Annotated in this window: 29 protein-coding genes and 2 pseudogenes; 9 read left to right on the forward strand and 22 right to left on the reverse strand. The window is 43.4% G+C overall.

What is annotated here, in order from left to right:
- Nucleotides 1–76: 76 nt before the first annotated feature.
- On the forward strand, nucleotides 77–685 hold the full coding sequence (locus tag V6D44_RS11115) for a nitroreductase family protein (RefSeq protein ID WP_087990428.1): 609 nt from the start codon (nucleotides 77–79) through the stop codon (nucleotides 683–685).
- Nucleotides 686–727: 42 nt separating this feature from the next.
- On the opposite strand, the gene V6D44_RS11120 is transcribed toward V6D44_RS11115, so the two are convergent.
- Nucleotides 728–1,330: an alpha/beta hydrolase gene (locus tag V6D44_RS11120; protein WP_202327477.1), complete on the reverse strand. Its 603-nt coding sequence runs from the start codon at nucleotides 1,328–1,330 to the stop codon at nucleotides 728–730.
- Between the two features lie 15 nt (nucleotides 1,331–1,345).
- Nucleotides 1,346–1,543 (reverse strand): annotated as a pseudogene (locus tag V6D44_RS11125) (ring-cleaving dioxygenase); the annotation flags it as partial.
- Nucleotides 1,544–1,759: 216 nt separating this feature from the next.
- Between V6D44_RS11125 and V6D44_RS11130 the strand changes: the two are divergent.
- Both V6D44_RS11130 and V6D44_RS11135 read left to right on the forward strand, forming a co-directional pair.
- Entirely contained in the window at nucleotides 1,760–1,960 is a 201-nt protein-coding gene (locus V6D44_RS11130; RefSeq protein ID WP_087990430.1) for a DUF3311 domain-containing protein, read from the forward strand.
- Complete coding sequence (locus V6D44_RS11135; RefSeq protein ID WP_253268386.1) at nucleotides 1,960–3,450, forward strand: sodium:solute symporter family protein; 1,491 nt, start codon at nucleotides 1,960–1,962, stop codon at nucleotides 3,448–3,450. The genes V6D44_RS11130 and V6D44_RS11135 overlap by 1 nt, the downstream gene beginning before the upstream one ends.
- 35 nt (nucleotides 3,451–3,485) lie before the next feature.
- Here V6D44_RS11135 and ctpA read toward each other — a convergent pair whose 3' ends face one another.
- The gene (gene ctpA, locus V6D44_RS11140; protein WP_333516517.1) at nucleotides 3,486–4,886 is read right to left on the reverse strand and encodes a carboxy-terminal processing protease CtpA; all 1,401 of its coding nucleotides are present in this window, start codon (nucleotides 4,884–4,886) and stop codon (nucleotides 3,486–3,488) included.
- A 152-nt stretch (nucleotides 4,887–5,038) separates the two neighbouring features.
- Between ctpA and V6D44_RS11145 the strand changes: the two genes are divergently transcribed.
- Nucleotides 5,039–5,740, forward strand: coding sequence for a class I SAM-dependent methyltransferase (locus V6D44_RS11145; protein WP_333516518.1), 702 nt, complete (start codon nucleotides 5,039–5,041; stop codon nucleotides 5,738–5,740).
- A gap of 87 nt (nucleotides 5,741–5,827) precedes the next feature.
- Nucleotides 5,828–6,082 carry a hypothetical protein gene (locus V6D44_RS11150; RefSeq protein ID WP_087990434.1) on the forward strand — a complete coding sequence of 85 codons (255 nt, stop codon included), beginning with the start codon at nucleotides 5,828–5,830 and terminating at the stop codon, nucleotides 6,080–6,082.
- Nucleotides 6,083–6,164: 82 nt separating this feature from the next.
- Here V6D44_RS11150 and ldcB read toward each other — a convergent pair whose 3' ends face one another.
- Entirely contained in the window at nucleotides 6,165–6,986 is an 822-nt protein-coding gene (ldcB, locus tag V6D44_RS11155) for an LD-carboxypeptidase LdcB (RefSeq protein WP_087990435.1), read from the reverse strand.
- An 81-nt stretch (nucleotides 6,987–7,067) separates the two neighbouring features.
- Entirely contained in the window at nucleotides 7,068–7,769 is a 702-nt protein-coding gene (deoD, locus tag V6D44_RS11160; RefSeq protein WP_148961570.1) for a purine-nucleoside phosphorylase, read from the reverse strand.
- A gap of 200 nt (nucleotides 7,770–7,969) precedes the next feature.
- On the opposite strand from deoD, the gene V6D44_RS11165 reads away from it, so the two are divergent.
- A complete protein-coding gene (locus V6D44_RS11165; protein ID WP_003241588.1) occupies nucleotides 7,970–8,095 on the forward strand; it encodes a hypothetical protein in 126 nt (41 codons plus the stop codon).
- Between the two features lie 38 nt (nucleotides 8,096–8,133).
- Here the strand turns inward: V6D44_RS11165 and yodL are convergent, their stop codons facing one another.
- From yodL to V6D44_RS11180, 3 genes are all read right to left on the reverse strand, one after another.
- Complete coding sequence (yodL, locus tag V6D44_RS11170) at nucleotides 8,134–8,448, reverse strand: shape determination protein YodL (RefSeq protein WP_087990437.1); 315 nt, start codon at nucleotides 8,446–8,448, stop codon at nucleotides 8,134–8,136.
- Between the two features lie 60 nt (nucleotides 8,449–8,508).
- Nucleotides 8,509–9,120, reverse strand: coding sequence for a phosphatase PAP2 family protein (locus V6D44_RS11175; protein ID WP_087990797.1), 612 nt, complete (start codon nucleotides 9,118–9,120; stop codon nucleotides 8,509–8,511).
- 79 nt (nucleotides 9,121–9,199) lie between these two features.
- Complete coding sequence (locus tag V6D44_RS11180) at nucleotides 9,200–9,376, reverse strand: YozD family protein (RefSeq protein WP_003241581.1); 177 nt, start codon at nucleotides 9,374–9,376, stop codon at nucleotides 9,200–9,202.
- Between the two features lie 121 nt (nucleotides 9,377–9,497).
- Here V6D44_RS11180 and V6D44_RS11185 point away from each other — a divergent pair, with 121 nt between their 5' ends.
- On the forward strand, nucleotides 9,498–9,641 hold the full coding sequence (locus tag V6D44_RS11185) for a hypothetical protein (protein ID WP_087990438.1): 144 nt from the start codon (nucleotides 9,498–9,500) through the stop codon (nucleotides 9,639–9,641).
- Here the strand turns inward: V6D44_RS11185 and V6D44_RS11190 are convergent.
- The 13 genes and pseudogenes from V6D44_RS11190 to cgeC all read right to left on the reverse strand — a co-directional run bounded on the left by V6D44_RS11190 (nucleotide 9,638) and on the right by cgeC (nucleotide 20,034).
- Nucleotides 9,638–10,318, reverse strand: coding sequence for a hypothetical protein (locus tag V6D44_RS11190; protein WP_087990439.1), 681 nt, complete (start codon nucleotides 10,316–10,318; stop codon nucleotides 9,638–9,640). The genes V6D44_RS11185 and V6D44_RS11190 overlap by 4 nt on opposite strands.
- A 150-nt stretch (nucleotides 10,319–10,468) precedes the next feature.
- Nucleotides 10,469–10,693, reverse strand: a complete 225-nt coding sequence (locus V6D44_RS11195; RefSeq protein ID WP_087990440.1) for a YozE family protein — start codon at nucleotides 10,691–10,693, stop codon at nucleotides 10,469–10,471.
- An 86-nt stretch (nucleotides 10,694–10,779) separates the two neighbouring features.
- Nucleotides 10,780–11,058 (reverse strand): YokU family protein, encoded by a 279-nt coding sequence (locus tag V6D44_RS11200; RefSeq protein WP_087990441.1) that lies wholly within the window; start codon nucleotides 11,056–11,058, stop codon nucleotides 10,780–10,782.
- Nucleotides 11,055–12,470: a lysine 2,3-aminomutase gene (gene ablA / locus V6D44_RS11205; protein WP_087990442.1), complete on the reverse strand. Its 1,416-nt coding sequence runs from the start codon at nucleotides 12,468–12,470 to the stop codon at nucleotides 11,055–11,057. The genes V6D44_RS11200 and ablA overlap by 4 nt, the downstream gene beginning before the upstream one ends.
- A 28-nt stretch (nucleotides 12,471–12,498) precedes the next feature.
- A complete protein-coding gene (ablB, locus tag V6D44_RS11210) occupies nucleotides 12,499–13,326 on the reverse strand; it encodes a putative beta-lysine N-acetyltransferase (protein WP_087990443.1) in 828 nt (275 codons plus the stop codon).
- On the reverse strand, nucleotides 13,304–14,620 hold the full coding sequence (locus tag V6D44_RS11215) for a peptidase (protein ID WP_087990444.1): 1,317 nt from the start codon (nucleotides 14,618–14,620) through the stop codon (nucleotides 13,304–13,306). Before V6D44_RS11215 ends, ablB begins: the two co-directional genes overlap by 23 nt.
- A gap of 7 nt (nucleotides 14,621–14,627) precedes the next feature.
- The gene (locus V6D44_RS11220; protein WP_087990445.1) at nucleotides 14,628–15,281 is read right to left on the reverse strand and encodes a 3-oxoacid CoA-transferase subunit B; all 654 of its coding nucleotides are present in this window, start codon (nucleotides 15,279–15,281) and stop codon (nucleotides 14,628–14,630) included.
- A complete protein-coding gene (locus V6D44_RS11225) occupies nucleotides 15,266–15,955 on the reverse strand; it encodes a CoA transferase subunit A (RefSeq protein ID WP_087990446.1) in 690 nt (229 codons plus the stop codon). Before V6D44_RS11225 ends, V6D44_RS11220 begins: the two co-directional genes overlap by 16 nt.
- A 6-nt stretch (nucleotides 15,956–15,961) precedes the next feature.
- A complete protein-coding gene (locus V6D44_RS11230; RefSeq protein WP_333516520.1) occupies nucleotides 15,962–17,296 on the reverse strand; it encodes an aspartate aminotransferase family protein in 1,335 nt (444 codons plus the stop codon).
- Between the two features lie 130 nt (nucleotides 17,297–17,426).
- Nucleotides 17,427–17,660 (reverse strand): YjcZ family sporulation protein, encoded by a 234-nt coding sequence (locus tag V6D44_RS21125; RefSeq protein WP_141113370.1) that lies wholly within the window; start codon nucleotides 17,658–17,660, stop codon nucleotides 17,427–17,429.
- The gene (cgeE, locus tag V6D44_RS11240) at nucleotides 17,620–18,402 is read right to left on the reverse strand and encodes a spore maturation N-acetyltransferase CgeE (RefSeq protein ID WP_087990448.1); all 783 of its coding nucleotides are present in this window, start codon (nucleotides 18,400–18,402) and stop codon (nucleotides 17,620–17,622) included. The genes V6D44_RS21125 and cgeE overlap by 41 nt, the downstream gene beginning before the upstream one ends.
- Nucleotides 18,403–18,430: 28 nt before the next feature.
- The gene (locus V6D44_RS11245) at nucleotides 18,431–19,711 is read right to left on the reverse strand and encodes a glycosyltransferase family 2 protein (RefSeq protein ID WP_087990449.1); all 1,281 of its coding nucleotides are present in this window, start codon (nucleotides 19,709–19,711) and stop codon (nucleotides 18,431–18,433) included.
- 62 nt (nucleotides 19,712–19,773) lie between these two features.
- Nucleotides 19,774–20,034 (reverse strand): annotated as a pseudogene (gene cgeC / locus V6D44_RS11250) (spore maturation protein CgeC).
- Nucleotides 20,035–20,269: 235 nt separating this feature from the next.
- On the opposite strand from cgeC, the gene cgeA reads away from it, so the two are divergent.
- The gene (gene cgeA / locus V6D44_RS11255) at nucleotides 20,270–20,656 is read left to right on the forward strand and encodes a spore crust protein CgeA (protein WP_087990450.1); all 387 of its coding nucleotides are present in this window, start codon (nucleotides 20,270–20,272) and stop codon (nucleotides 20,654–20,656) included.
- Nucleotides 20,657–20,662: 6 nt separating this feature from the next.
- Nucleotides 20,663–21,616, forward strand: coding sequence for a CgeB family protein (locus V6D44_RS11260; RefSeq protein ID WP_087990451.1), 954 nt, complete (start codon nucleotides 20,663–20,665; stop codon nucleotides 21,614–21,616).
- Between the two features lie 67 nt (nucleotides 21,617–21,683).
- On the opposite strand, the gene V6D44_RS11265 is transcribed toward V6D44_RS11260, so the two are convergent.
- On the reverse strand, nucleotides 21,684–22,832 hold the full coding sequence (locus V6D44_RS11265; protein WP_087990452.1) for a phytase: 1,149 nt from the start codon (nucleotides 22,830–22,832) through the stop codon (nucleotides 21,684–21,686).
- Between the last annotated feature and the right edge of the window lie 325 nt (nucleotides 22,833–23,157).

Below are 23,157 nucleotides of genomic sequence, written 5' to 3' on the forward strand. Positions count from 1 at the left end.
TAATCTTTCAAGTTACATTTAGTAAGTTTCTAACTTTTCTATTATCATACCACGTTTATCCGAAGGAGGAAACACTATGACGAATACTCTGGATGTTTTAAAAGCACGTGCATCCGTAAAGGAATATGATACAAATGCCCCTATCTCTAAAGAGGAGCTGACTGAGCTATTGGACCTTGCCATTAAAGCGCCTTCAGCTTGGAACCTTCAGCATTGGCATTTCACAGTATTCCACAGCGATGAAGCAAAAGCGGCGCTTCTTCCTGTAGCCTATAATCAAAAACAAATCGTTGAGTCTTCTGCTGTTGTTGCCATTTTAGGCGATTTAAAGGCAAATGAAAACGGTGAAGAAGTATACGCTGAATTGGCAAACCAAGGCTATATTTCAGATGAAATCAAACAAACATTGCTCGGCCAAATTAACGGTGCCTACCAAAACGAGCAATTCGCTCGTGATTCCGCTTTCTTAAATGCTTCTTTAGCCGCTATGCAGCTTATGATTGCCGCAAAAGCAAAAGGTTATGATACTTGCGCAATCGGCGGATTTAACAAAGAGCAGTTCCAAAAGCAATTTGATATCAGTGAGCGCTTTGTTCCGGTTATGCTTATTTCAATCGGCAAAGCAGTAAAACCTGCCCATCAAAGCAACCGCTTGCCGCTTTCAAAAGTGTCAACTTGGCTGTAAGGATATGAAAAACCTTAGTCCGAATGACGGACTAAGGTTTTTTTATACAATCGCATCTTTGTACCATTCGCGAGCCTGTTCAGCTTCATGCTGCGTCAGCTGATGACCCCCACCCTGCCAGAAAACGGAGGCTGATGCCCCGCTGTCACGTAAATAGCGGTGAAGCTCTTCTGATTCTTCCTTCGTGCAGAGAGGGTCGTATTTCCCGGCACCGATAAAAACAGGGAGTCCCGTCATATCAGGCAGCTCGATACCGCGAATCGGAACCATCGGATGATGGAGAATGGCCCCTTTTAAGACATCTTTATAATGGAAAAGCAGGCTTGCCGCAATATTTGCGCCGTTTGAATAACCGACCGCAATCACTCGGCCGCGATCAAATTGATGCGTTTCTGCAGCCTCGTCGATAAAATCTTTCAATTCTCTTGTCCGCTCCACGAGGTCCTTTTCATCAAAGACACCTTCACTCAGACGTTTGAAAAATCGCGGCATTCCATTTTCAAGCACAGATCCTCTGACACCAAGCAAATGGGCATGAGGGTCTATAAACCGTCCCAATGAAAGCAGATCGTGCTCATTTCCGCCGGTGCCATGCAGCAGCAGCAGTACGTTGTCAGATGTCCCTTTTTCATAAATATGCTTCATCGTAAATTCCCCCTTTTAAAGTTCAGGCAACATGTCTGTTAACTGTTGTCTATGTTTCTCCAGCCATTCAGGCAGTTTCAATGAGGTCCCCAGCTCAGCAAACGTTTCATCTGTCATAAAACCCGGTTCATCTGTGGCGATTTCAAATAAGATACCGCCTTTCTCCCTGAAATAAACGGATGTAAAGTATTCTCTGTCAAGGATTTCTGACGAATGCTGTGACGTGATGCAATCCTTCTGTTTTTATTTTCCCACTCCTATTTATCTCGATTTCGAGATATTTATTATTTTAAACCTTTATTAAGCAGGATGCAAATGATGTGTATTGATTAAATAATTCAAAAAATCATTTTTTTCTAATAATTTCTTGTGATCTTTTCTTACAACTGCTATTATAGTGAGAATTATCATGTTTCAGGAGGAAAGTAAATGGTTAAAAAAGCACTTATTGTTATTCTCATTCTTTTGCCATTCGTTCAGCTTGCGCTATTGCCGCTTGTGAATCGAATTGAACCGATTATGTTCGGCCTTCCGTTTTTCCACCTTTGGCTGCTATTGTGGATTATCATTACGCCGTTATGCTCGTTTGGCATTTACCAAATGCAAAAAAAAGATGGAGGGCTTGAATAATGCAAGGGAATCTCACTGCACTTCTCATTACAGCTGTTATCGTTTTATCCGTTGTCTGTATCGGATTTCTCGCCGGAAGAGACAAATCCTCACGCGCCTCGGTGGAAGAATGGTCTGTCGGAGGCAGACGCTTCGGCGGCCTTCTCGTCTGGTTTTTAGTAGGCGCCGACCTTTATACGGCATATACTTTCTTAGGGTTAACCAGTACGGCATTTACGGGTGGAAGTGTTGCGTTTTTCGCCATTCCTTATTCTGTTTTGGCCTACTTTATCGCCTACTTCTTCCTGCCGAAACTTTGGAAAGTTGCGAAAACTCATAAATTAACAACACTGGCGGATTACGCCCGGGAACGGTTTGACAGTAAGCTTTTGGCAAGCCTTGTTGCCATTGTCGGTGTGCTTATGCTTATTCCGTACATATGCCTTCAGCTGAGCGGCATTCAAGATACACTTCAGGTTGCCGGCACCGGATTTATTAACGTAAAATTCGTTGTGATCATCTCATTTATTCTTGTTGCTCTTTACACATTCTTCAGCGGGATTAAAGGGCCTACATTTACAGCCATCATTAAAGACATTCTAGTGTGGGTCATTATGCTGTTTATGGTAGTGTCTCTCCCTCTCATTCATTTCAACGGCTGGACGCCGATGATTGACACGTTAGTGAAGGAAGCGCCGCAAATGCTGACGATACCGGCAGAAGGGCCAAAAGGCATTCCTTGGTTTATCACAGCGTCTATTGTTTCCGCCCTGGCACTTTTTATGTGGGCACATGCAGCAACAGGTGTTTTTACAGCGAAAAGCGCCGATGCAGTAAGAAAAAACAGCATGTTTTTGCCGCTTTATAATATTGTGTTAATTTTGGTCATTTTTCTTGGCTTTATCGCCTTCCTTGTCCTGCCGGAAGATACAGATCCAAGACTGGCGCTCCTGCATTTGATTCAAACATCTTACGGCGGGGTGGCACAAGGTTTTGCATATGCCACTATTGCTCTTGCTTCATTGATTCCTTGTTCCATCATGGCAATCGGGGCATCAAATTTATTTGCCAATAACCTATATCGGGATTTGATTCATCCGAATGTGTCCCAAAGCAAGCTCACCCTTGTCACACGTTCAATGGTGTTTGTTGTTATCGGCCTTGCACTTCTGTTTGGAATGCTGTTCCCGACTGCCCTAGTGACACTCCAGCTGTTAGGCGTATCCGGCATGGTGCAAATCTTCCCGGCGATTGCTGTCAGTCTATTCTGGAAACAACAAACGAAAGAAGCGACGGTTATCGGATTATTAGCCGGTCTTGCGGTAACGTTTATTGTGTATACCACTCAATCTGCACATGGCATTTATGAAGGATTCTGGGGATTATCAGCCAATATCATCGCTGTGGTGATTCTCAATCCGCTGTTCGCCAAAAAGGCAGGGTCCAATCCTGTTATTGAGGGGTTATTTGGTAAAAAACAAGCGCCTAATCCAAATCAGAGGGGCGCATAAAAAACCCCCTGCGCGGCAGCCGTGCAGGGGGTTTTTTACATTTCTTTTTTCAGAGTTTCAATTGCTTTCTCCATTTGCGTATCATTATTTGACAGCTTCTTTTGAAGTTCTGTCATTAATTTCGTTGTTGTATCGCCAGTCAATACGCCTGTTTCTTTTAGCTTCTCTTTTTGCTGGAACTGTTTGACGACAGATACAAAATCCTGATTATACGTACTGTTAATCTTTACCTTGTAGCCAAGTGCTTTGAACATTTGCTGAGCCACTTTGACGTTTGTGCCTGAATCACCGGATTTATACGTTTTATCCGCGTCCAAATACGGGAGCTTCGCGTAATCAGGCAGCTCTGCTTTCATCTGGGGCTTGATCCCCTTTTTGTGAATCCATTCACCGTCAGCAGTCAGCCATTTGGCGACTGTCAGTTTGACGGTAGAGCCATCATCATATTCTTTTGCTGTCTGTACCGTGCCTTTGCCAAAGGTCGTTTCCCCGATTAACGGTATGCCTGACGATTCATGAAGGGCAGCGGCCATAATTTCCGCGGCGCTGGCTGTGCCGTCATTTATTAAAACGACGGTAGGCTTGGTCACTGTTCGTTCTTTTTCGGCCTTCATCACTTCTTTAGAACCGTTTTTATATTGAACCTGCATGATGTTTTTTCCTTTATCAATGAACAGGTTGCTCATTGTAATCGCCTGCTCCATTAAACCACCCGGGTTGCCCCTCAAGTCTAAAATAAAGCCTTTGGCGCCTTTTTTCTCTAAACTATCAATGGCATTTGTCAGCTCTTTAGCAGTTGTTTCAGAGAAAGAAGTAATTTGGATTTCGCCGATTTTGTTGTCTTTCATCTCGGAATAGACGGTCTCTACAGGAATGGTATCGCGCTTAATGGAAAGATCGATATGTCCGACTCCCGCTCTATTCAGCTCAAGCTTCACTTTTGTGCCCTTTTTTCCGCGGATTAAAGCGACGGCTTCATTTACATTCATGCCTTTGACGCTTTTTCCGTTCACCTTAAGGATTTGGTCCTTCGGTTTGATTCCGGCTTTTTCAGCAGGTGAACCTTTAATTGGCGACACAATAAGGATTTCACCGTCTTTCTCCTCTACTTGTGCTCCGATCCCTTCAAAGGATGCAGAAATTGTTTCGTCGAATGATTTTGCTTCCTCTTGATCCATATATGTGGAATACGGATCATCCAGAGATTCAATCATTCCTTTAATTGCTCCGTCTACTAATTTTTCATCATCTGTCTTTTGGTAGTAATCACTTTTGATTTGCTCATACGCTTTATTTAACTTGTCGAACTGGCTGTCTCCCGCGCTAATTGATTTCTGGCCCAGGATACTGGAATTGCCCGTAATAAATAAAGTAAGCGCCGAAGCGACAACCGCAGTGATCAGCACAATAAAAAACAGTTTAAATTGCCGTTTCAATTAAACACCACCTTTTTCTTCTTACATTATTATCATGGACGAATTCTTATTCGTCAACTCGGAGCAAAAATGAAAGAGAAACGCCCTTCTTTCGCTTTTCATAAACCTATGTCTTTATACGACATATGATAAAGAAAAAGGAGGATTCGAGATTGAGCCGATATTTAGAAATGCTGTCCTTATTCGGTGTCGCAGGAGCTCATCCAGGCGGGCTGGCTTTTTCAAAAGCGGTCTTGCAAAAAGCTGCGCCCTCCCCCGATCAGCCGATTCTTGATGCCGGATGCGGAACAGGACAAACAGCGGCTTATTTAGGACATTTGCTGTATCCTGTAACAGTTGTTGATAAAGACCCTATCATGCTTGAGAAAGCGAAAAAAAGATTTGCAAATGAAGGGCTTGCCATCCCTTCATATCAGGCGGAGTTGGAACACCTCCCGTTTTCTTCCGAGTCCTTTTCATGCGTTTTGTCAGAGTCAGTCCTCAGTTTTTCCCATCTGTCATCCTCTCTTCAGGAGATTTCAAGAGTATTGAAGCCCGGCGGGATGCTGATTGGTATTGAAGCAGCTTTAAAAAAACCGATGCCACCTGCAGAAAAAAAGCGAATGATGGATTTCTACGGTTTTACTGACTTACATGAAGAAGCCAAGTGGCATAAACTCCTAAGGAGTTATGGCTTTCAAAAAACGGAAGCGATGTCACTTCTTCCCGACGACATGGAATTTGAACCAACCACTGAAATGGATTTATCGCAAACGATTGCTCCTATCTATTACGATACGCTTCAAACACATTATGAACTTATGCAGATCTATAGTGAGTACATGGGTCATTGTATCTTTATCGCGAATAAGTAAAACGGCGTATCACCCCCTGTTTTCGTCCAACCTTTTTATCCTATCTATCATATGCTGATAGAAAGTCAGTATAGGAGGGAAACAATATTGGAGAGATATTACCATCTTTGCAGAAACCATCAAGGTAAAGACGTCAGAATTACAGAGAGAGGCGGGAGAGTTCACGTCGGCAGAATTACCCGTGTAACAAGAGACAGAGTTTATATCGCTCCTCCTGTCGGTGCAGGGCCTAGAGGTTTCGGTTACGGCTATTGGGGCGGCTATTGGGGATACGGAGCAGCTTACGGTATTTCCCTCGGTTTAATTACAGGAGTGGCTCTGGCTGGTTTATTCTTCTGGTAAGCATAGAATCATTGTCTGACCAAATGCTAGATTCACCAGACACAATGAAGCCCGCTTACCAATTGTAAGCGGGCTTTCTCTTTTAGATTTTCTTCACTTTTTCAAAGTACTCTTCCAGCGTTAAATCATTGTCGTGGATGTCCTTTGCGGCCTTTTTGCCTACATAACGCAGATGCCATGGCTCATATTCATATTTTGTGATATCTTCTTTATTTTTAGGATAGCGAATGATAAAACCATATTTATAAGCATTGTCTTGCACCCATTTTCCGTCGGACGTGCTTCCGAACGCTTCATTTATCTGAAAGCCATTACTCCGGCTCGAGATGTCCATCGCCAGGCCTGTTTGGTGCTCGCTTTCACCCGGGTAAGCGACCGCTTCTCTTGCCTTCTTTTCCCCTTTTAGGTTTACTTCATTGTTAAAAATGACTTTCTGTCTGTCATACGCACGGTACCCCGAGACAGCTGCCAGTTCATAGCCTTCCTTTTTCGCAGCATCGAACATCGTTTTTAATGCGTCGGCCGCTTCCTTTCTGATGTAACGTTTTTGAATCTTTTCTTCAAAAGAAAACTCTACATCAGGTATAACAAGATCGCTAGGTTCATAGTTTTCAGGCAATGCGTATTGTTTATTGACAAGGGCGAGGATGTTTTCTGGATTTTGAATGGTTTCCAAACCGTCTACTTGTTTAATATCATTGAAATATTTGCTTTCCAATGAAAACTCACTGTCCTGAGTGTTTGCTTTTTTGCTGTCAGCTGTTTTTTGTTCTGTTTGCTTCGTTTCTGCTGTGGTTTTCGTATCCTTTTGAGCATCTCCGTTCGATATGCTGCAGCCGGCTCCGACGATTGCCGTTACACTCAGAGCGGCAGCCAGTGAGAACCATTTACCGGACTTTTTCATTTACATTACCTTCCTTTTATTAATCGTTTCCGCATTCATAAAGAAGAGGCTGCCGGCACCCAGCACGCCTCTTGATTTATTTTACTGTGATACGGAATGTAAAGCCACTTCTATCATATCATGAAATGTGGTTTGACGCTCTTCCGCTGTCGTTTCTTCTCCTGTTAATACGTGATCACTCACGGTGAGAATTGACAGCGCTTTTCTTCCGTGCTTCGCTGCTAATGTATACAATGCAGTCGTTTCCATCTCTACGCCCAGCACACCGTATTTTGCAAGCTTTTCGATTTGCGAATCGTCGTTGTAGAACTGGTCAGCTGTAAATACGCTTCCTACACTCACCGGCACGCCTTTATCCTTTGCGGCATCATAAGCATTTTTTAAAAGTTCGAAATCGGCGCAAGGCGCATAATCGATGCTTCCGAAAGCGACTCTGTTCATTTGTGAATCAGTGGAGGAGGTCATAGCCAAAATGACGTCCCGCACTTTGACATCTTTACGGATAGCGCCGCAAGAACCTACTCTTATTAGATTTTGCACATCGTAGCTTTGCATTAATTCATTCACATAAATTGAAATAGACGGAACGCCCATTCCCGTTCCCTGCACGGAGATTTTTTTGCCTTTATATGTACCTGTAAATCCATACATGCCTCTGACTTCATTGTAGCATTCTACATTTTCAAGATACGTTTCAGCAATAAATTTTGCTCTGAGAGGATCTCCCGGCAAAAGCACTGTATCCGCAATCTGTCCTTTTTCAGCACCTATATGTACACTCATCTCATATCCTCCTAAATCTAAATTATCATCCAGTCCGTTCATTTTACAACGAATGTCATGATGAAACAAACTTCAGCATTGATTATAAAGGAATATGGCGCAAAAAGAAATGTTCCGAGACCGTTTGGGCACTTCCTGAGAAAAACGGGATAATCGAGGTGTTTATTTGAAAACCTAACCGCAGGAAGGAGGGATGAGACATGGGTAAAAAACAGCGCAATCGGATCACCGGCCAAAAAAAGAACAATCACATACCTGCAAAAGATGTCATTGCAGCTGAAGAGGCGCACGAGAAAGAGTATTCCGCTGCCAAACGCAAGCCTTAAACTGCAGAAAACTGCGGGTTTCCGCAGTTTTCTTTTTGTTATGTCGTCTGCACAATCAGACGATTGATTTTCCTCCATCCGGCGGGAAGCAGTTTGTAATATGTTTTCCCTTTTCTGCCTTCATCAATCAGAATCACGTCTCCTGTGGCCACAAATCTCGCGTCATAATCACTTGGAACGGTGTCAAATACATTAAACAAAGAGAATGCTCTTTTCAGCACGTCTTGATGATCGCTCCCGTTCAGTTCAGTTCGATAGACGGCTCTGTAGCCCTTTTTTTCGCCAAACCGGGGTGTTTGAAATATTGTCACGTCATAGGAACAAGACTTCTTTTTGAACACGGATAACATCATCAAGATCCCCTCCCTTTTATTTCTTTAACATATTGGCGTTTTTGCCCGGTTTTCCTTTCTCTATTTTTGTCGAAACCGCTTAATCTTTTCGTCAAAACCTTTTACTAGGAAAAACAGAAGCAGGCCGAGACTAAAGCCTCCTAACACGTCAGAGACAAAATGCACCCCCAGATAGACTCTGCTTATGCCGACCAAAACAGTGATCACGCCTGCTATGGTATATACCATTTTTTTATGTTTGGACAAAAACGGGAGGTGCTTCACTAAAAAATAGGCAATGACAGGATAAACATAGGCAGCATTCATGGAGTGGCCGCTCGGAAAGCTGAAGGATGATTCATGAACCAGCGGTGCAAAATCAGGCCTCACTCGTTCAATCCATTCTTTTAAGACTTTATTTAACAGCCGACCTGCACCGAATACCAAGAACATCAATAGGCCGTCCCATGTTTTTCTGTAAAAAAACAGGCCCGCTCCAATGATCAGGATAAAAGGGAGGAGAAAAGAAGAAGCACCAAGGTGCGTGATCCCTGTCATGACCTCATTAAGCCATGGCTGACGGATCAAAATAGCCGCCCTGCTTATCGCTTCATCTGCAGATTGAACAGCATTTGTATGAATGGCCGCAGCTAAAAAAAGAAAAATAAGAAACAAGCTAACAGGCTTGTACAACATTTTAACCACCTCGATTTTCACAGAAGTCATAGAACATGAATAATAAAACCGGAGCTGACCACTCCGGTTTTAAGCCTCAATCATCTTCATCCAGCTCTTCATCTATCATACATTTTTCTATCAAATAATCAAAGGTAATGTCAGCGATTTCAAACAGCTCATCCTCACTAGGTATGTAGCCCCTCCGCGCAAGCTCTCTGTAAAAAAATTCAGCGATTTCTTCCGTATCAATCACAAGATCTATTTCTTTCATCTCCGTACCGCCTCCTTTTTTATGTTTTATGAAAAAACAGGCTGAATTATACCCAGTGTTCTAAACAATTCTTTCAGTCATATACATTGAATAAAAAAACAAGCCATGGGAGGCTGACACTATGATGTCTAAAATGATGGAAGCACTGGACGGAGACAGATTTGATATCTTAATGGAAAAAACGCTCAAAGGAATGACGCATGTGATGATTTGGGGCTGTCTGCCTTATTTTTTATATGTCTTAATCCGTATGTTCTCAAACTAACTGAAATGCTCTTTTAAACTTTCCAGAACAAACATCATCATATCTTTATATTCTTCATCTCGAAACATTTCGTACAGAATCTTGTAGTCATTATAAATATCCAGAAGCTCATCAACAATTGATACAGCAAGGATGTGAAGGGTATCTTGATCTTCATCATCGCCTTCAAACTGAAGAAGAGCAGACGATGCGATATCTTCGCCGATCTCATGGCCAGTTTCTCCGACATAGTGGACAAACAACATCTGGTGTACAAACTGGTCCATTTCATATTTTCTCAGCACCAGTGTGAGATCCTCTTCCTCCGTTTCAAGCCACTCTCCATCCTTTAAACGGGTCAGCTCATAAATGATATCTTCCCAGCCATCTTCTAAATATCTCCAAATTTCTGTTCTGTGACCGATAATGCGAAAGAGTTCTTTTCCATAATCTTTCACATAAACGACGTCCCCAATAAGGAATTCATACTCAATATCAAGCTTTTCCATGTCGACAATGACACCCTCATAATCTTTGTACAGCTGAATGGACGATTCAAAGTATAAGACTTCATTATGATTGACTTCATAAAGATAGTGTTTATCAATTTGGTGTACTTTAGTGACGGTGCCGACTGTTCCATACATAATGACGACTACGATATCCCCTACTTGGAATTTCGGTTTATTTTGCTTCATGGTGTCTCCCCCTCGCCGCAACATTTCTCATACGCTATCGTATGCCGGGTGACGCCAATTCGCATGGGCATGAAAACCAAAGGAAATATCCAATTATGGTGTGGATGAGGACATAAAAAAAATCCGCAATGATCTGCGGATAAACAGCTGCTATCTGCCGTGCACTTCAGCCTCGTATTGATCCCAAGCTTCATCAAACGTTGCCATCGTGTGCAGGTAATCAGCGCTTAGCTCCAAATATGAACTGATCTCATGATAATCGGTTGAGGTTTTCGGAAAGCTGTGATCCTCATACGCCTGATTGGCAAATTCACTGATGCTGTCCTGCGGCTTCGGCTGTCTGTATTTTAATAAATAGTGATAAAAGGATTTCATGGGTTTCCCCTCCTGATGTCTGTCTTTTGTTGTTCTATTATACAGTTCAAGTGTAAAATTACAACAAAAGAATACCGAAACATCGTTTAGGAGAAGTCAAAATAGTTGCGTTTCAGAATCCTTTCTGTCTCCATGAGCTGCTGATACGCCAGACTTCCAGGCAGGTTTTTGGTTTGAATCAAAAGCAGCTGATCCTCAATCTCCTTTATTGTGGTTTCCTCCTGATAGGTCATCCCGCAGGAAGCACACACCATGGCTGGTGTGTCAGTCAGCTCTATGGCTCTTGTTCCGTCAGGGAGCTCCCAGTACACCGTGTTCCTGCCGGGTACTGCTTCAAGCTCTCCGCACCAATCGCATGTTTTCATGAAGAATCCCCTCCGTTTTCAGCCTCTTTCTGTTTTTTCTGCTGCGCCAAAAATTTCTTTTCTTTTAGCTGATCTCTTTTCTCACGCCTATCTTTTAACGTTTCATGCTCCGGATTCGCTGTGAACGTCTCTCTCCTCTTGATTCTGGCCACGTTTTCCGGTGTAAATGAAACCTCTTTGTCAGCAAAAATAGCACTCAGCCCGATCGGCTCCTTTTTGTCAGCGGTTTCAGGGAAAACGGACTCAAAATAAGCGTCAGCCTGGTTAGGGATATAATTCTCCGGTTCTGGATATGACGTAATCACACCTTCAAAATTTCTTAAGATGACTTTGTCAGGGCTTTGCGACAATACATAGTTTGGCTGCAGGGCGATTTTACCTCCGCCGCCTGGTGCGTCAACGACAAAGGTCGGAACCGCATAGCCTGAGGTATGACCTCTCAGCCCTTCAATGATCTCCAAACCTTTGGAAACGGGAGCTCTGAAATGCCCGATGCCCTCTGATAGATCACATTGATAAATATAATAAGGACGGACTCTGATTTTCACCAAGTCGTGCATGAGCTTTTTCATAATTGGAACCGAGTCATTAATACCGGCTAGCACCACGGCCTGATTTCCGACCGGCACGCCTGCGTTCACCAGCTTTTCACAGGCCTCAACGGATTCCTCTGTCATCTCGATGCTTGTGTTAAAATGGGTGTTCAGCCAGACTGGATGATATTTTTTCAATATCTCGCACAGATGATCGGTAATGCGCTGCGGAAAGACGACCGGCGCCCTTGTTCCGATTCTAATTACTTCCAGATGCGGGATGCTGCGCAGCTCCTTTAAAATGTATTCTAAAATTTGGTCATTGATCAAAAGCCCGTCACCGCCAGAAATTAAACAATCGCGGATTTCAGGTGTTTCCCTGATATAAGCAATCGCAGCATCTAGCTGTTTTTTAGGAACTCCCATTCCGATTTGTCCGGAAAAACGCCTTCTTGTGCAGTAGCGGCAGTACATGGAACATTGATTCGTGACAAGAAACAGCACACGATCGGGATAGCGGTGTGTCAGACCGGGTACCGGTGAATCTTCATCCTCATGGAGCGGATCTTCCAGATCGTATTTTGTTTTGTGCATTTCTTCAGAAAGCGGTACAGACTGCATACGGACCGGGCATCTCGGATTATCGGGGTCCATTAAAGAAGCATAGTAAGGTGTAATATTTAAGGGGATCGTTTTGGTAGAAATTCTGACGCCTTCCTCTTCATCCTCGGTCAAGTTAATCACTTTTTTTAAATCATCTACTGTTCTTACCGTATGTGTCAGCTGCCAAAGCCAATCGTTCCATTTCTCTTCCGGAACGTCCTTCCATAACTCGATCTCCTTCCAATGCCGTTTCGGTTTATACCATTTGCTTGCCAAATGAATTCCTCCTCGTGCATTATTTGTCTTACAGGTGCTTGCTCCAAATATTCATGTTTTCAAGACCTTCGGCTATATAGCAATTATTGATCAGCCTTCCGCCATACTGATAACCAGAATGGTACAACACAGCATTCATCCCAAAAGACGCAGCACGGGCGAGAGAAAATACGTGAAAGATTTCCTTCTCGGCCATTTCTTTTTCTAATTCCTCGATTAATAAACTTGTCAGCGAATGGCCCCGATATTCCGGAAGCACAGCGCAGTCGGTCATTTCTGCATGCCCAAGCTCTGGATTCATGTCTGCGCTTGCTGCGCTGATCAGGCGGTCATGATCAAACATGACATAATACATCGTATTTTCATTCATCGTCTTTTCAATATATGCGGGATCAAAAACCGGGGTCGGGTACGTACGAAATACTTTTTTATACAGCATCGAAAGCTGGTACATGTCATTTGTTTCTGCTTTTCTCATTGTAAAGGATGGCCTGTTTTCAGTGCGGGGGTGAGGTGCTGTGCGATATAAGGCTTCGATCATCTCCTGTTCCTTTATATAAGAATCTGTTTGACTCCGTTTTTCTGTGAGGTAACGGACCATGACACAAGCCGGATGGCCGAGATAATAGCCCTTTAAATAACCCTCCGGCGCAAATAATTGTTTGGCAAGCACAGCCACATCATGCTGTTTCGTATAGATGATAATTTTTTCCGCGTCCTCTTCTTTTGCCGCCGCCACGATATCAGGCAGGGCCTTCTCTATGGCTCCGTCATAACGAACGACTCTCATTCGTTTATTAAAGCTGTCATGGTCCAGAACTGCTGTGACACCGTTACTCTTTATCGACTTGAGCATCCTCATTCTCCCCCTCCCCGCCTGTATAAAGCCCGCACCAATCCATAACAAAAAGTGCAATAATTTTAGCAGATTCTAGCATGGCTTCAATCTCAATGTATTCATTTGCCTGATGAGCTGTTTTTGTTTCCCCAGGCCCGAAGACAATCACTGGCGTATCGCCTGCATGGTATAAAAGCCCTCCGTCCGTTCCCCATGGCGAGGCTTCGATGATGGGCTCTGTCTGTTTCATTTTTTGATAAGCTGATTGCAGTACTGAAATTAAAGGGTGATCATCAGGTAAATCATTCGGGAGCCATTGAGCGCCGAACCACTCTACTGTAATCGGATGGCGTTTAAACCATTCATCACGGTAATCTAAATCCTTCAGCCAGTTTTCCAATTCAAGTTTAACTGCTTCTGGTTTTTCATAGGGCGCAATTCCGCATCTCCCTTCTATGACGACACGGTCTGCAACTGAAGATGGCCATGCGCCGCCTGAGATGGTGCCGATATTCACCGGTACCGGTATTGGGACATGATCATACAGCGGATCTGAGATTCTCGCATTGCGGACTTTTTCCAGCTCCTGTATGGCTGTGATCACATGCATGCTTTTTTCAATCGCACTTACCCCTTCATAGCGTGTGCCTCCATGTGCCGCTAATCCCTTCACTGTGATCCGAAACCACATCGACCCCTGCTGCTTGATAAAAAGTTTCATATTCGTCGGTTCCGGAATCAGCGCCCCGTCAGCCCGATACCCTCTCATGATGGCAGACAGTGTTCCCGCGCCGCCGCACTCTTCATCTACAACGCTTTGAAACAATACATCTCCCTTCAATTTAACATTGCAGGCGTGCAGGGCTTCTAAAGCAAAAAGAAGGGCTGTATTGCCGCCCTTCATATCCGTTGAGCCGCGGCCGTATATTTTACCGTTTTCTTCGACAGCTTGAAACGGTTCATACTTCCAATCCTTCACGCTTCCTTCAGGCACAACATCGATATGACCGTTTAAAATCAGCGACCGGCCCCCGCCCGCTCCCGTTTTTTTTGCAACGATATTCGGACTCTCGTCAAAATCGGAACGGTCTGATTTAAAATAGGGATGCTGTTTTAATTGCTTTAGGCTTGGCTCCCACACGTCAATGTCCATTTGAAATTGCCGCAGCTTCTCAAGCACAACAGCTTGGGCGTTAAATTCTGAGCCCAATGTGCTTTTTTCTCCAATCAGCCTTTTGAGAAGACGAATGGCTTTGGCCGAATGCTGATCGAGCCACCCGATTACTTTTCTCTCAATGTCTTGCATCCTCATTCCCCCTTTAAGAAAAAGGCATATCTATTTTGATTTCAGCTTCAGTCAGCCTCGTCACCTCGTCGATTGTCGAGCCATTCATCAGCTCTTTTAATATGAAATGATGGGCTCCGACTTCAAGAACCGCTTTTTCAGTAATGATCAAATTTACACAGCCTGCTGCAGTTAACGGAAGCGTGCATGTTTCTGTTAATTTAGGCCTTCCCTTTTGATCTGTATGACTCATGACGACAACCACTTTTTTCGCTTTTTGGGCCAGTTCCATCGCTCCGCCCATGCCCGGCACCTTTTTTCCCGGGACAAGCCAATTAGCCAAATCGCCTGACTGGCTCACCTGCAGGGCGCCTAAAATCGTAATGTCAATTTTGCCTCTTCTGATCATCGCAAAAGACATCGTTGTATCAAAATAAGAAGCACCTTTTACAGCTCGGACAGGAAATCCCGCTGCGTTGCATAAATGTTCATCCTCTTTTCCCTTTTCAGGGCTGTCACCAATGCCAAGCACACCGTTTTCAGCCTGCAGCATGACCTGCATGTCAGGCGGCAAAAAGTTCGGCACCAAGGATGGGATGCCGATACCGAGATTTACAATCATGCCCGGCTTGATTTCAGAAGCGGCCCGTTTTGCGATTTGTTCTCGCTCTGCTATTCCCAAGCCCATTTCCACTTCACTCCTTCGCTTCTCACAACCCCCTCGACAAAAACCCCCGGTGTGACAATCATTTCTTCTGAAATCTCCCCCATCGGGACGATACGCTCAGCTTCGACAAAGGTTCTACTTGCGGCCATTGCCATAAGCGGATTCATGTTCCGCGCTGTTTTGTCATACGTTAAATTGCCGAATTCATCCGCAATGTGCGCATTGATAAATGCAAAATCTGCCGTCAGCGCCTCTTCAACCAAATATCGCTTTCCAGCCACAGACACAATGTCCTTTTTTTCATAAACCATTTGATTCGCAATCCCGATGTCAGTTAAAATCCCGCCGAGTCCCGCTCCGCCGGCGCGAATTCGTTCTGCAAGCGTTCCTTGGGGTGAAAATTGAACCTCTAACGTCCCGTCTGTCATCTGTTTTCCCGCTATAGGATTAGAACCAATATGCGATGCAATCAGGGTTTTGACTCGCTGATTGACTATAAGCGGGCCGATCCCTATTTTCGGAAAGCCGGCATCATTGCAAATGACAGTTAAATCCGTTACACCGCTGTCCAATATAGCTTCAATCAATGAAGGAGGCGAGCCGACTCCGCCAAAACCGCCAAACATTAGGACCGACCCGTCCTGAACACCTGAAATTGCTGTTTCGACGCTGATTGTTTTTTGAAATGGCGTCATTTAATTTCAATCCCTTTTCAGTTTTTTTTCGACCGCTGCAACTGTTTCTGAAAAAATTGATATGAGCTCTTCAGCCTCGCCGTCTGACATGGTAAAAGGCGGAGCAATAATGACAGCATCTCCTTCCCCGCTGTCAATTCCCGCTTTGGCAGGATAAACAATTAGTCCGCGTTTTTTCGCTTCGCCGACAATACGCTGGGTAACCGCCTGCTCTGGCGAAAAAACGTTCTTCGTGTTCTTGTCTGCTACAAATTCAACGCCTAATAGCAGTCCTTTTCCGCGAACATCACCAATGATGCCGCTTTGAGACGCTGCCTCAACAAGCTTCTTTTTCAGTACAGCTCCCTTTTTTTCTGATTGCTTGATCAAGCCGCGCTTTAATACATACCGCAAAACTTCCAGAGCGGCTTTGGCTGAATAGGGATGTGCACTGTATGTGTGGCCGCTCATAATCACACCTGAACCTTGTTTTATCGTTTCAATAATAGAATCAGATACAACAGCAGCGGCAATAGGCGCATACCCCGCACCTAGCCCCTTCCCCAGTACAGCAATATCAGGAACGGTGCGCCAATGCTCTGTCGCGAGCATCCTTCCTGTTCTTCCAAGCCCTGTCATCACTTCGTCTGCAATAAAGAGCACTTCGTGTGTGCGGCATACCTCACTTAATCTCTCATAATATCCCGGAGGCGGGGTGATCGCTGCACCTGCGGCACCAATAATAGGCTCAGCCACAAAGCCGGCGATAAATTGGCTTCCGATTCTTTTAATCGCAGTTTCCAGTTCATCAGCGGCAGTCTGAACAAAGTCTTCATCCGTTCCATGATTCCGCCGATACACATGAGGAGCTGAAATAGCGGGATAGCGTTCAATGAGATGGGTGAACCGGTATCTCCTTTCATAAAAACCAGACAATGAAAGCGCTCCCAAAGTTATTCCGTGGTAACTGCTCCACCGAGACAAAAAGATGGATTTTTGTGTTTGCTTTTTTTCCTGCCAATATTGAATGGCGATTTTCATCGCTGTTTCTATGGCTTCTGATCCGCTGTTGACAAAAAAAGACCAATTCACATCTCCCGGCAGCTCCTGCGCCAAGAGAGCGGCTAATTGCTCGGCAGGCTCGCTTGTAAACTGTGAGCGGTAAGCAAAAGACACTTGATCTAGCTGTTCTTTCAGTCTCTCAGTCACATCACGAACCCCGTGGCCGATATTGCATGTCACCGCACCTGATGAGCCGTCAAGATATCTTTTTCCGGTCTGATCATAAACATATAAACCCTTCGCATAACTGACAACCGGATAGGCCGAACTAAGCTCCGGCTTAATCAAATAACTGCTCATGCTCCCACCTCAACAAACCTTTTAACATATTATATGAGTGTCCAAATTGCGGCATGACGTCCCCGCAAAAACTTTTCACACAAAAAAGAGCCTTCCTTAATATAGAAAGGCTCTTTTGGAATTTCGCCCTCTAGCAAATAAAAGCGGCTCCGACAATAATTAATAAAATGAACAAGACAACAATCAATACAAACGTATTTGTCCCGCAGCCAAATCCGTAACCGTATCCAGGGTATCTATGCATGCTGTTTTCATCCTTTCTTATCACGATATACGGCATTTTATGCGGGCCAAGTCCCAAATGGTTTGTGCAAACGCCTATTTCATGTAAGGAAATAATGAAAAACAGTATGCACCCGCTCATATTTTTTAAACGTCAGCTTTTCGTAAAAACGGGTTGCACCGTCAGTGCTTGTAGCCACTAAATAGGCTGCTTCCATTCCTAGTGATTTGGCAATGGACAGCATTTCTTTCACTAAGATACTGCCATAGCCCTTTCTTTGAAACTGATCCAAAATGGCGACTTCTTCAATTTTAGCCGTTTTTTCTTGCGGATGAATGAACAGCTCTCCGCATCCAATGGGAATCTTCTGTGATCGGTCGCTGTAACAAACAACAAGGATGATCGTCCCCGCTTCATAAAAGGGATATTTTCTTTTTAATTTTTGTTCAGCGATCGCTTCCCCAATATAAATGGAATCATAAATTTTCATGATAGAAGATCCATCGCTGAGGCTTTTTGCCGTTCCCCATGCCGTTAACGGATGTCCCATCTGCCCTTTCCAGTCACTAAGCTTCATGTCATACAACAGCTCATCCTCGACAACAAACCCGCTTTTGACAAGCGATTGCTTCAAACCGAGCGGAAAAACATGCTGAGGCGACGCTTTTAAATGGAGATAATTCGCATTAAGCAGCTTTGGTACGGATGGCAAAAAGTCCAGTAACCGCCGCTCTAACGGAAACGTATCATGAAGCTGAACAAAGTTATGAGAAAAAATTTGCGGAAGCTTCGGATCTTTATATACGCTGTAATGATCAAACGATGCCGATTCAGACGTTAACAATATATATTGCTGTTCCGTTTTTGAATAATGTCCTGTCATGAACGTCTCCTTTTTATGACCTATGCTTTTACTCAATTGCAATATTCAAATTCTTTATAATCTCATCGTACACTGGATAAAACGGCTTTCCAATTGGAAATTGCTGAATATTTCGGAAAGAAGCGGAGATTGGCTTATGATGTAAAAAGAATTTCCTTACTACTTGTTCACGAATCGGATGAAAAACGCCGTTAAGAAACAAAAACGGCTCGCGTTCTATGAAATAAAGCCTTCGGCCAGGCGGATTTTCGATCAAACCAGATCGTTCCCGCGTAATTGGCAGCCCTTCCGGCAGCGCCTCCAGTTCTTCTTTTTCAATGGTCAATATTTCTTTTCTTTTAAATTGATAAAACTGAAAAGCATACTGACCCAAAATGCGTCTTTTTTTTCCGGCTTCGATATAGAATATTGCAGGATGACCAGCTTCCTTTACTAAAATATAATTCGGAATCTTTAAAATGTTTCCAATTTTATATTGGAATAAATACGGGTCTGGAACGGCCACAGTCCGATTTAGATACAACGAATCCCACCTTTCCCCGACAGGATGCCTCACACCCTGATCAATAAAATATACGTTTTGACCTGAACCCTTTACAAAAGATCCGTCAATCAAATCGGCGGGCAGAAACCGATACGCATTTTGAAATGAATCGGGGGTTTTATAGGTTGTATCTAATACTTCATTTATCGGCAGAAATGGAGCAAAGTTGTTGATTCTGTCCCAAAAAATTGAGTCGCCATGATTCCAATGCTTCATATCATCGTCCCAATAGCTTCCATATATATGGTGAATACGATCAAGTAATGAACGGCGATGCATAACTGAGCAATGATCGACTTGAAAAGCGGCCTGATGAAGCACTTCATTGGCATTTCTATAGAAATGGGAGATTTCCTCTCCCCTTTCGTTTACTTGTACAACTTTTTGTTTTGAATAAACAGCCTGCGCCTCAGGATTATGTGAAAACATCTGCACCATACGGCTCAGCCGCTCAGGATGATACACAGTGTCATCAGTGAGATAGGAAATGTAATCGCCGCTGGTAAATGGGAGCGCGGTGTTAATTAATGTGGCATAACGGGTTGTTTTAAATCGAGCTGCGGGATCTACGAAACTGTTTTCATAACGAATGCGAGGGTCACGAAGGTACTTGTGAACCACCGCAGTTATTTCTTCATTAGAATGATCATCCATGATAAAAAGCTCCCAGAGATCATACGTTTGCTTTATGACGCTTTCGATCGCTTTTTGCAGATAAGCAGGTTTGTTATAACTCGTTAAAATAATGGACACTTTCTCTCCCATCTATACAGCCCCCTGTTGCAAACATAAAAACGGCTCCGCACAAGCAGAGCCTCTGTCATCATTTAAAAAGCATCCCAGCTTACAATACTTGAGAGCGCGACATGAGATCTCGTATGATTTAACGGGTTTTGAAAATAACCAAATCAGTCAGAACCTCTTTTACGATGACGTTTTGAAGCGTATCTCCATTCAACAGATGAAATGTTGATACCGGTACGCCAAGCTCTTTTACAAATACGAGCTGGCGTACTGAGATCAGATGGATTTGCTTCAGTAGCCGATTGACGAATGAGCAAAATCAGCAAAAGCGAAATAAAATGCAGTTCATCTTGATTCGCGTGTTTCTCTCAATCTAAACAATCGCTGACCTTTATACTCTCTGTTTCACAATATGAACTGACTTCGATTTATGGTATAGGCTATATCCACTCTTTTAAAAAATCAGCATTTTGCTTAAATATATGAAAAATAGGTCAGGTACGGCGTTCGACTCATACCAAATGGCAGCCATAAGAATATGATTAACGTGAGTTCACTATTGAATAGGAGGTGTATGTGATGAGCTCTGAAAATGCCCAATTAAAAAAGGATTTGATTAAGAGCCTTTTAAGCCCTTTATTCTCAACAGAAGGAGGAGTAAACGTGGATAATAATCTTAAAGAATTGCTTGAAGCTGCGATCGATCAAAAAGTAGATCAAAGTGAAATGATTACGGCTGAATCTACTTCCCTTCCGGCAAGATGGATTTTTGCCAGAATTACGCCAGGCACTACGATCAGCATTGTGACTGATTCGGGTGATATGATCGGTCCGGTTGTCTTCGTTGCTTTCGACCAAATTCACGGTATCGTATTTGTAACACAGGAAAGCTCCGTTACCCCGGAAGGCCAAGCTACAACATTAATTGATGTAGACAAAGTAGAAAGTGTTACGTTCTTTTCATAAGATCTGATGAAAGTTTTGTATATCCAGTCGGGATACGGAGGAATATACAGATATTTTGACCGTTGGGCTGAAGAATGTTTTCTGAATACTCATACAGAGTACATGTCTGCAGATACACTGGAAGCAGAATCTCTAATAAAGGCTGAAAAGTTCCAGCCGGACTTCGCACTCATGATGGTCGGAGACCGTGTTCCTCACGACTGGCTGACCTGGTTAAAGGATAAGGGTATTCCTGTGTTTGTTTGGCTGACCGAAGACCCATTTTATATTGATATCAGCCTTCGGGTGATAAAGCACGCTGACGCCATATTAACGATTGAACAAAATGCCGCTCTTTATTATCGGGAGCTCGGCTGCCAGAACGTCTACTATGTTCCGATTCCAGTTAATCATCGGCTGTTTAAAAAAATGGACACAGAACATTCTTTTCATTCAAATCTGCTTATCATCGGCTATCCTTATCCTAATCGGGTTCAGCTTATGAAAGAAGCGGTACATCTGCCTTTCACCGTTCGGGTAATCGGAAAGGAATGGAGAAAATACCTGCCTAAAAAAGTGCTCAAACAGCCGCATATTGATATCGTCAGCACATGGGTTCCACCCGAACAGGCCGTTCATTATTATAACGGGGCAGATATCGTGATCAATGCGCATCGCCCCTATCATTTTGCTTTCAATAAAAATAATATCCGCATCAAAAACGCCAGTTTTAATAACCGGACGTTTGATATCGCTGCATGCGAAGCATTTCAATTAACAGATTTACCCGCGGCACATCCTTTTTCATCCTTTATTTCTTATCACAGCACCAACGACTTTAAGGAAAAAGCCGCTTTCTATATCAACCATCCTGAGGAACGGCAAAAAGCTGCAGCATCCAATTACAAAGAGACCGTACCCGCCCTTACGTTTGATGAGCTTCCTGCAAAACTAAAGGCGATTCATCTGGCGCTTACTTGAAAAATCGTTCATTGTTATGAACGATTTTTTCATTCACAGAAAAAAGCAGCTGAATGAGCTGCTTTTTTTAGCCGTCAGAACGGTCCCTCATCTTCCTCGGATTCACCTGTTTATGAAGGTCAGGCTTTTCGCCTAGATGCTTTGCTATCTGTTTCCACGACACCATTTTGAAATTTTGATTGACGGCTTGTCCATTGTCAATATTTTCACCGTCCTGAGCGACAAAAATCCCGTACGGATATTTTGGGCCAAGTCCGAAACCGAGAACATCAATACCGTCCGTATCACTAGTACCGTCTATCTTTTCGCCATCTGCAATGTCAAAGTTGGCTACATAGCGATTGCTTCCCTGCCGTTCATACATTGCATAGCTGTTATTCCCTTGACTTGAGGCCATGAGATATCCTTTGCCGTCTGGCGCATAATAGATCGTCAGTCCTTCAATATCAGCTGTCAAACGTTCTCCTGTCGCACGGTCGACAACCTGCCCCTTTGATCCTCCGTCTGGCTCAGCATTAAATTTCCAGATGGCTTCGTTTTCCTCTGCTATATACAGGTTCCCGTACTCATCATCCGCAACAAGGCCTTCAGTCTGAGAATTCAATTTAAATTCACGCACTTTTTTCCCTGTTACATAACCCTTTCCATTGTCAACAATTTCATACTGCTCAAATTCTCCTTGTTTGCCTGTCACTAATGCGTAAAATGCTCCTGTTTTCTGGCTGTGATACAGGCTGAAGCCGTATACCTCAGAAATATCAGTTGAAATCGGATGGTTTGGGTCTGTAATGCTTTTCAACTTTCCTTTATCCCCGTCAATTTCATATACTTCGATTGTATTTTTTCCTTTAGACCGGTTTGAGGCGGCAGCAATATCAATTTTTTCTCCGTTCAATGGAAATTGATAACGCAGATCGACATTATTGAGCTTGCCAAACTCGTAAGATTTGAGCTGTTTGCCGTTTAAATCATACACGACTAGTCCTGACTTCTTATTTGTCGTGATCAACTTGCTTTTTTCCGGATGCTTTTCATGAACCCAAATGGCCGGGTCATCTGCTGCGTCCTCGCCAGTAGCGACAGGATCTGTCTCCGTTTGCGCCGTCACTTTAAAATGATGTTCCGCTTTCACGTGATGAGCCGACACCGAGTTAGTTGTCAGGCTAAGCAATAAACCCGCAGCAGTGCTTAGCAGCATTGTTTTTGAAACCTTCAATTTGGTCCCCTCCTTTTAATCACTATCAATCCTTATTGTAAAATATATACAGTCGTTTAATAGAGAGGAAAATGAACCTTTTTTTATAGTATTTCTGACTCATAAATCACTTTCCCCCTAAGAAGTACGTGAAATGGCTCCTCAAATTTACTTTTGAGGTGCGAAATAAAACCAAAGTGAATATTTAGTACATTGTTTATATAGTTTTATATTTTGTCTGTTACGTCTATCTTTCCATTTTCTATTAAAAAAGAACACTTTGTGACATGATCATTCCCCTAAATTTTGTTTTATTGGTTGCTTTCATTAACTCGATTACAAAGTT

This window comes from Bacillus sp. 0209A, from assembly GCF_036765095.1.
Taxonomy (GTDB): Bacteria; Bacillota; Bacilli; order Bacillales; family Bacillaceae; genus Bacillus; species Bacillus subtilis_G.

What these genes read in the sequence shown, in the direction of transcription:
- V6D44_RS11120 (WP_202327477.1), bottom strand. Translation starts at nt 1,330, where the DNA reads ATGAAGCATATTTATGAAAAAGGGACATCTGACAACGTACTGCTGCTG.
- V6D44_RS11245 (WP_087990449.1), bottom strand. Translation starts at nt 19,711, where the DNA reads ATGGGAGAGAAAGTGTCCATTATTTTAACGAGTTATAACAAACCTGCT.
- V6D44_RS11220 (WP_087990445.1), bottom strand. Translation starts at nt 15,281, where the DNA reads ATGGGCTTGGGAATAGCAGAGCGAGAACAAATCGCAAAACGGGCCGCT.
- V6D44_RS11135 (WP_253268386.1), top strand. Translation starts at nt 1,960, where the DNA reads ATGCAAGGGAATCTCACTGCACTTCTCATTACAGCTGTTATCGTTTTA.
- ablB (WP_087990443.1), bottom strand. Translation starts at nt 13,326, where the DNA reads ATGCTCAAGTCGATAAAGAGTAACGGTGTCACAGCAGTTCTGGACCAT.
- V6D44_RS21125 (WP_141113370.1), bottom strand. Translation starts at nt 17,660, where the DNA reads ATGAGCGGGTGCATACTGTTTTTCATTATTTCCTTACATGAAATAGGC.
- V6D44_RS11200 (WP_087990441.1), bottom strand. Translation starts at nt 11,058, where the DNA reads ATGAAAACATGCGATTGGTGCGGAGAGCTTGAAGCAGTACCCGGCAGG.
- V6D44_RS11230 (WP_333516520.1), bottom strand. Translation starts at nt 17,296, where the DNA reads ATGAGCAGTTATTTGATTAAGCCGGAGCTTAGTTCGGCCTATCCGGTT.
- V6D44_RS11260 (WP_087990451.1), top strand. Translation starts at nt 20,663, where the DNA reads ATGAAAGTTTTGTATATCCAGTCGGGATACGGAGGAATATACAGATAT.
- V6D44_RS11225 (WP_087990446.1), bottom strand. Translation starts at nt 15,955, where the DNA reads ATGACGCCATTTCAAAAAACAATCAGCGTCGAAACAGCAATTTCAGGT.
- V6D44_RS11190 (WP_087990439.1), bottom strand. Translation starts at nt 10,318, where the DNA reads ATGAAGCAAAATAAACCGAAATTCCAAGTAGGGGATATCGTAGTCGTC.
- ldcB (WP_087990435.1), bottom strand. Translation starts at nt 6,986, where the DNA reads ATGAAAAAGTCCGGTAAATGGTTCTCACTGGCTGCCGCTCTGAGTGTA.
- V6D44_RS11215 (WP_087990444.1), bottom strand. Translation starts at nt 14,620, where the DNA reads ATGAGGATGCAAGACATTGAGAGAAAAGTAATCGGGTGGCTCGATCAG.
- V6D44_RS11185 (WP_087990438.1), top strand. Translation starts at nt 9,498, where the DNA reads ATGATGTCTAAAATGATGGAAGCACTGGACGGAGACAGATTTGATATC.
- V6D44_RS11195 (WP_087990440.1), bottom strand. Translation starts at nt 10,693, where the DNA reads ATGAAATCCTTTTATCACTATTTATTAAAATACAGACAGCCGAAGCCG.
- V6D44_RS11180 (WP_003241581.1), bottom strand. Translation starts at nt 9,376, where the DNA reads ATGAAAGAAATAGATCTTGTGATTGATACGGAAGAAATCGCTGAATTT.
- V6D44_RS11165 (WP_003241588.1), top strand. Translation starts at nt 7,970, where the DNA reads ATGGGTAAAAAACAGCGCAATCGGATCACCGGCCAAAAAAAGAACAAT.
- yodL (WP_087990437.1), bottom strand. Translation starts at nt 8,448, where the DNA reads ATGATGTTATCCGTGTTCAAAAAGAAGTCTTGTTCCTATGACGTGACA.
- deoD (WP_148961570.1), bottom strand. Translation starts at nt 7,769, where the DNA reads ATGAGTGTACATATAGGTGCTGAAAAAGGACAGATTGCGGATACAGTG.
- cgeE (WP_087990448.1), bottom strand. Translation starts at nt 18,402, where the DNA reads ATGACAGGACATTATTCAAAAACGGAACAGCAATATATATTGTTAACG.
- cgeA (WP_087990450.1), top strand. Translation starts at nt 20,270, where the DNA reads ATGAGCTCTGAAAATGCCCAATTAAAAAAGGATTTGATTAAGAGCCTT.
- V6D44_RS11115 (WP_087990428.1), top strand. Translation starts at nt 77, where the DNA reads ATGACGAATACTCTGGATGTTTTAAAAGCACGTGCATCCGTAAAGGAA.
- V6D44_RS11130 (WP_087990430.1), top strand. Translation starts at nt 1,760, where the DNA reads ATGGTTAAAAAAGCACTTATTGTTATTCTCATTCTTTTGCCATTCGTT.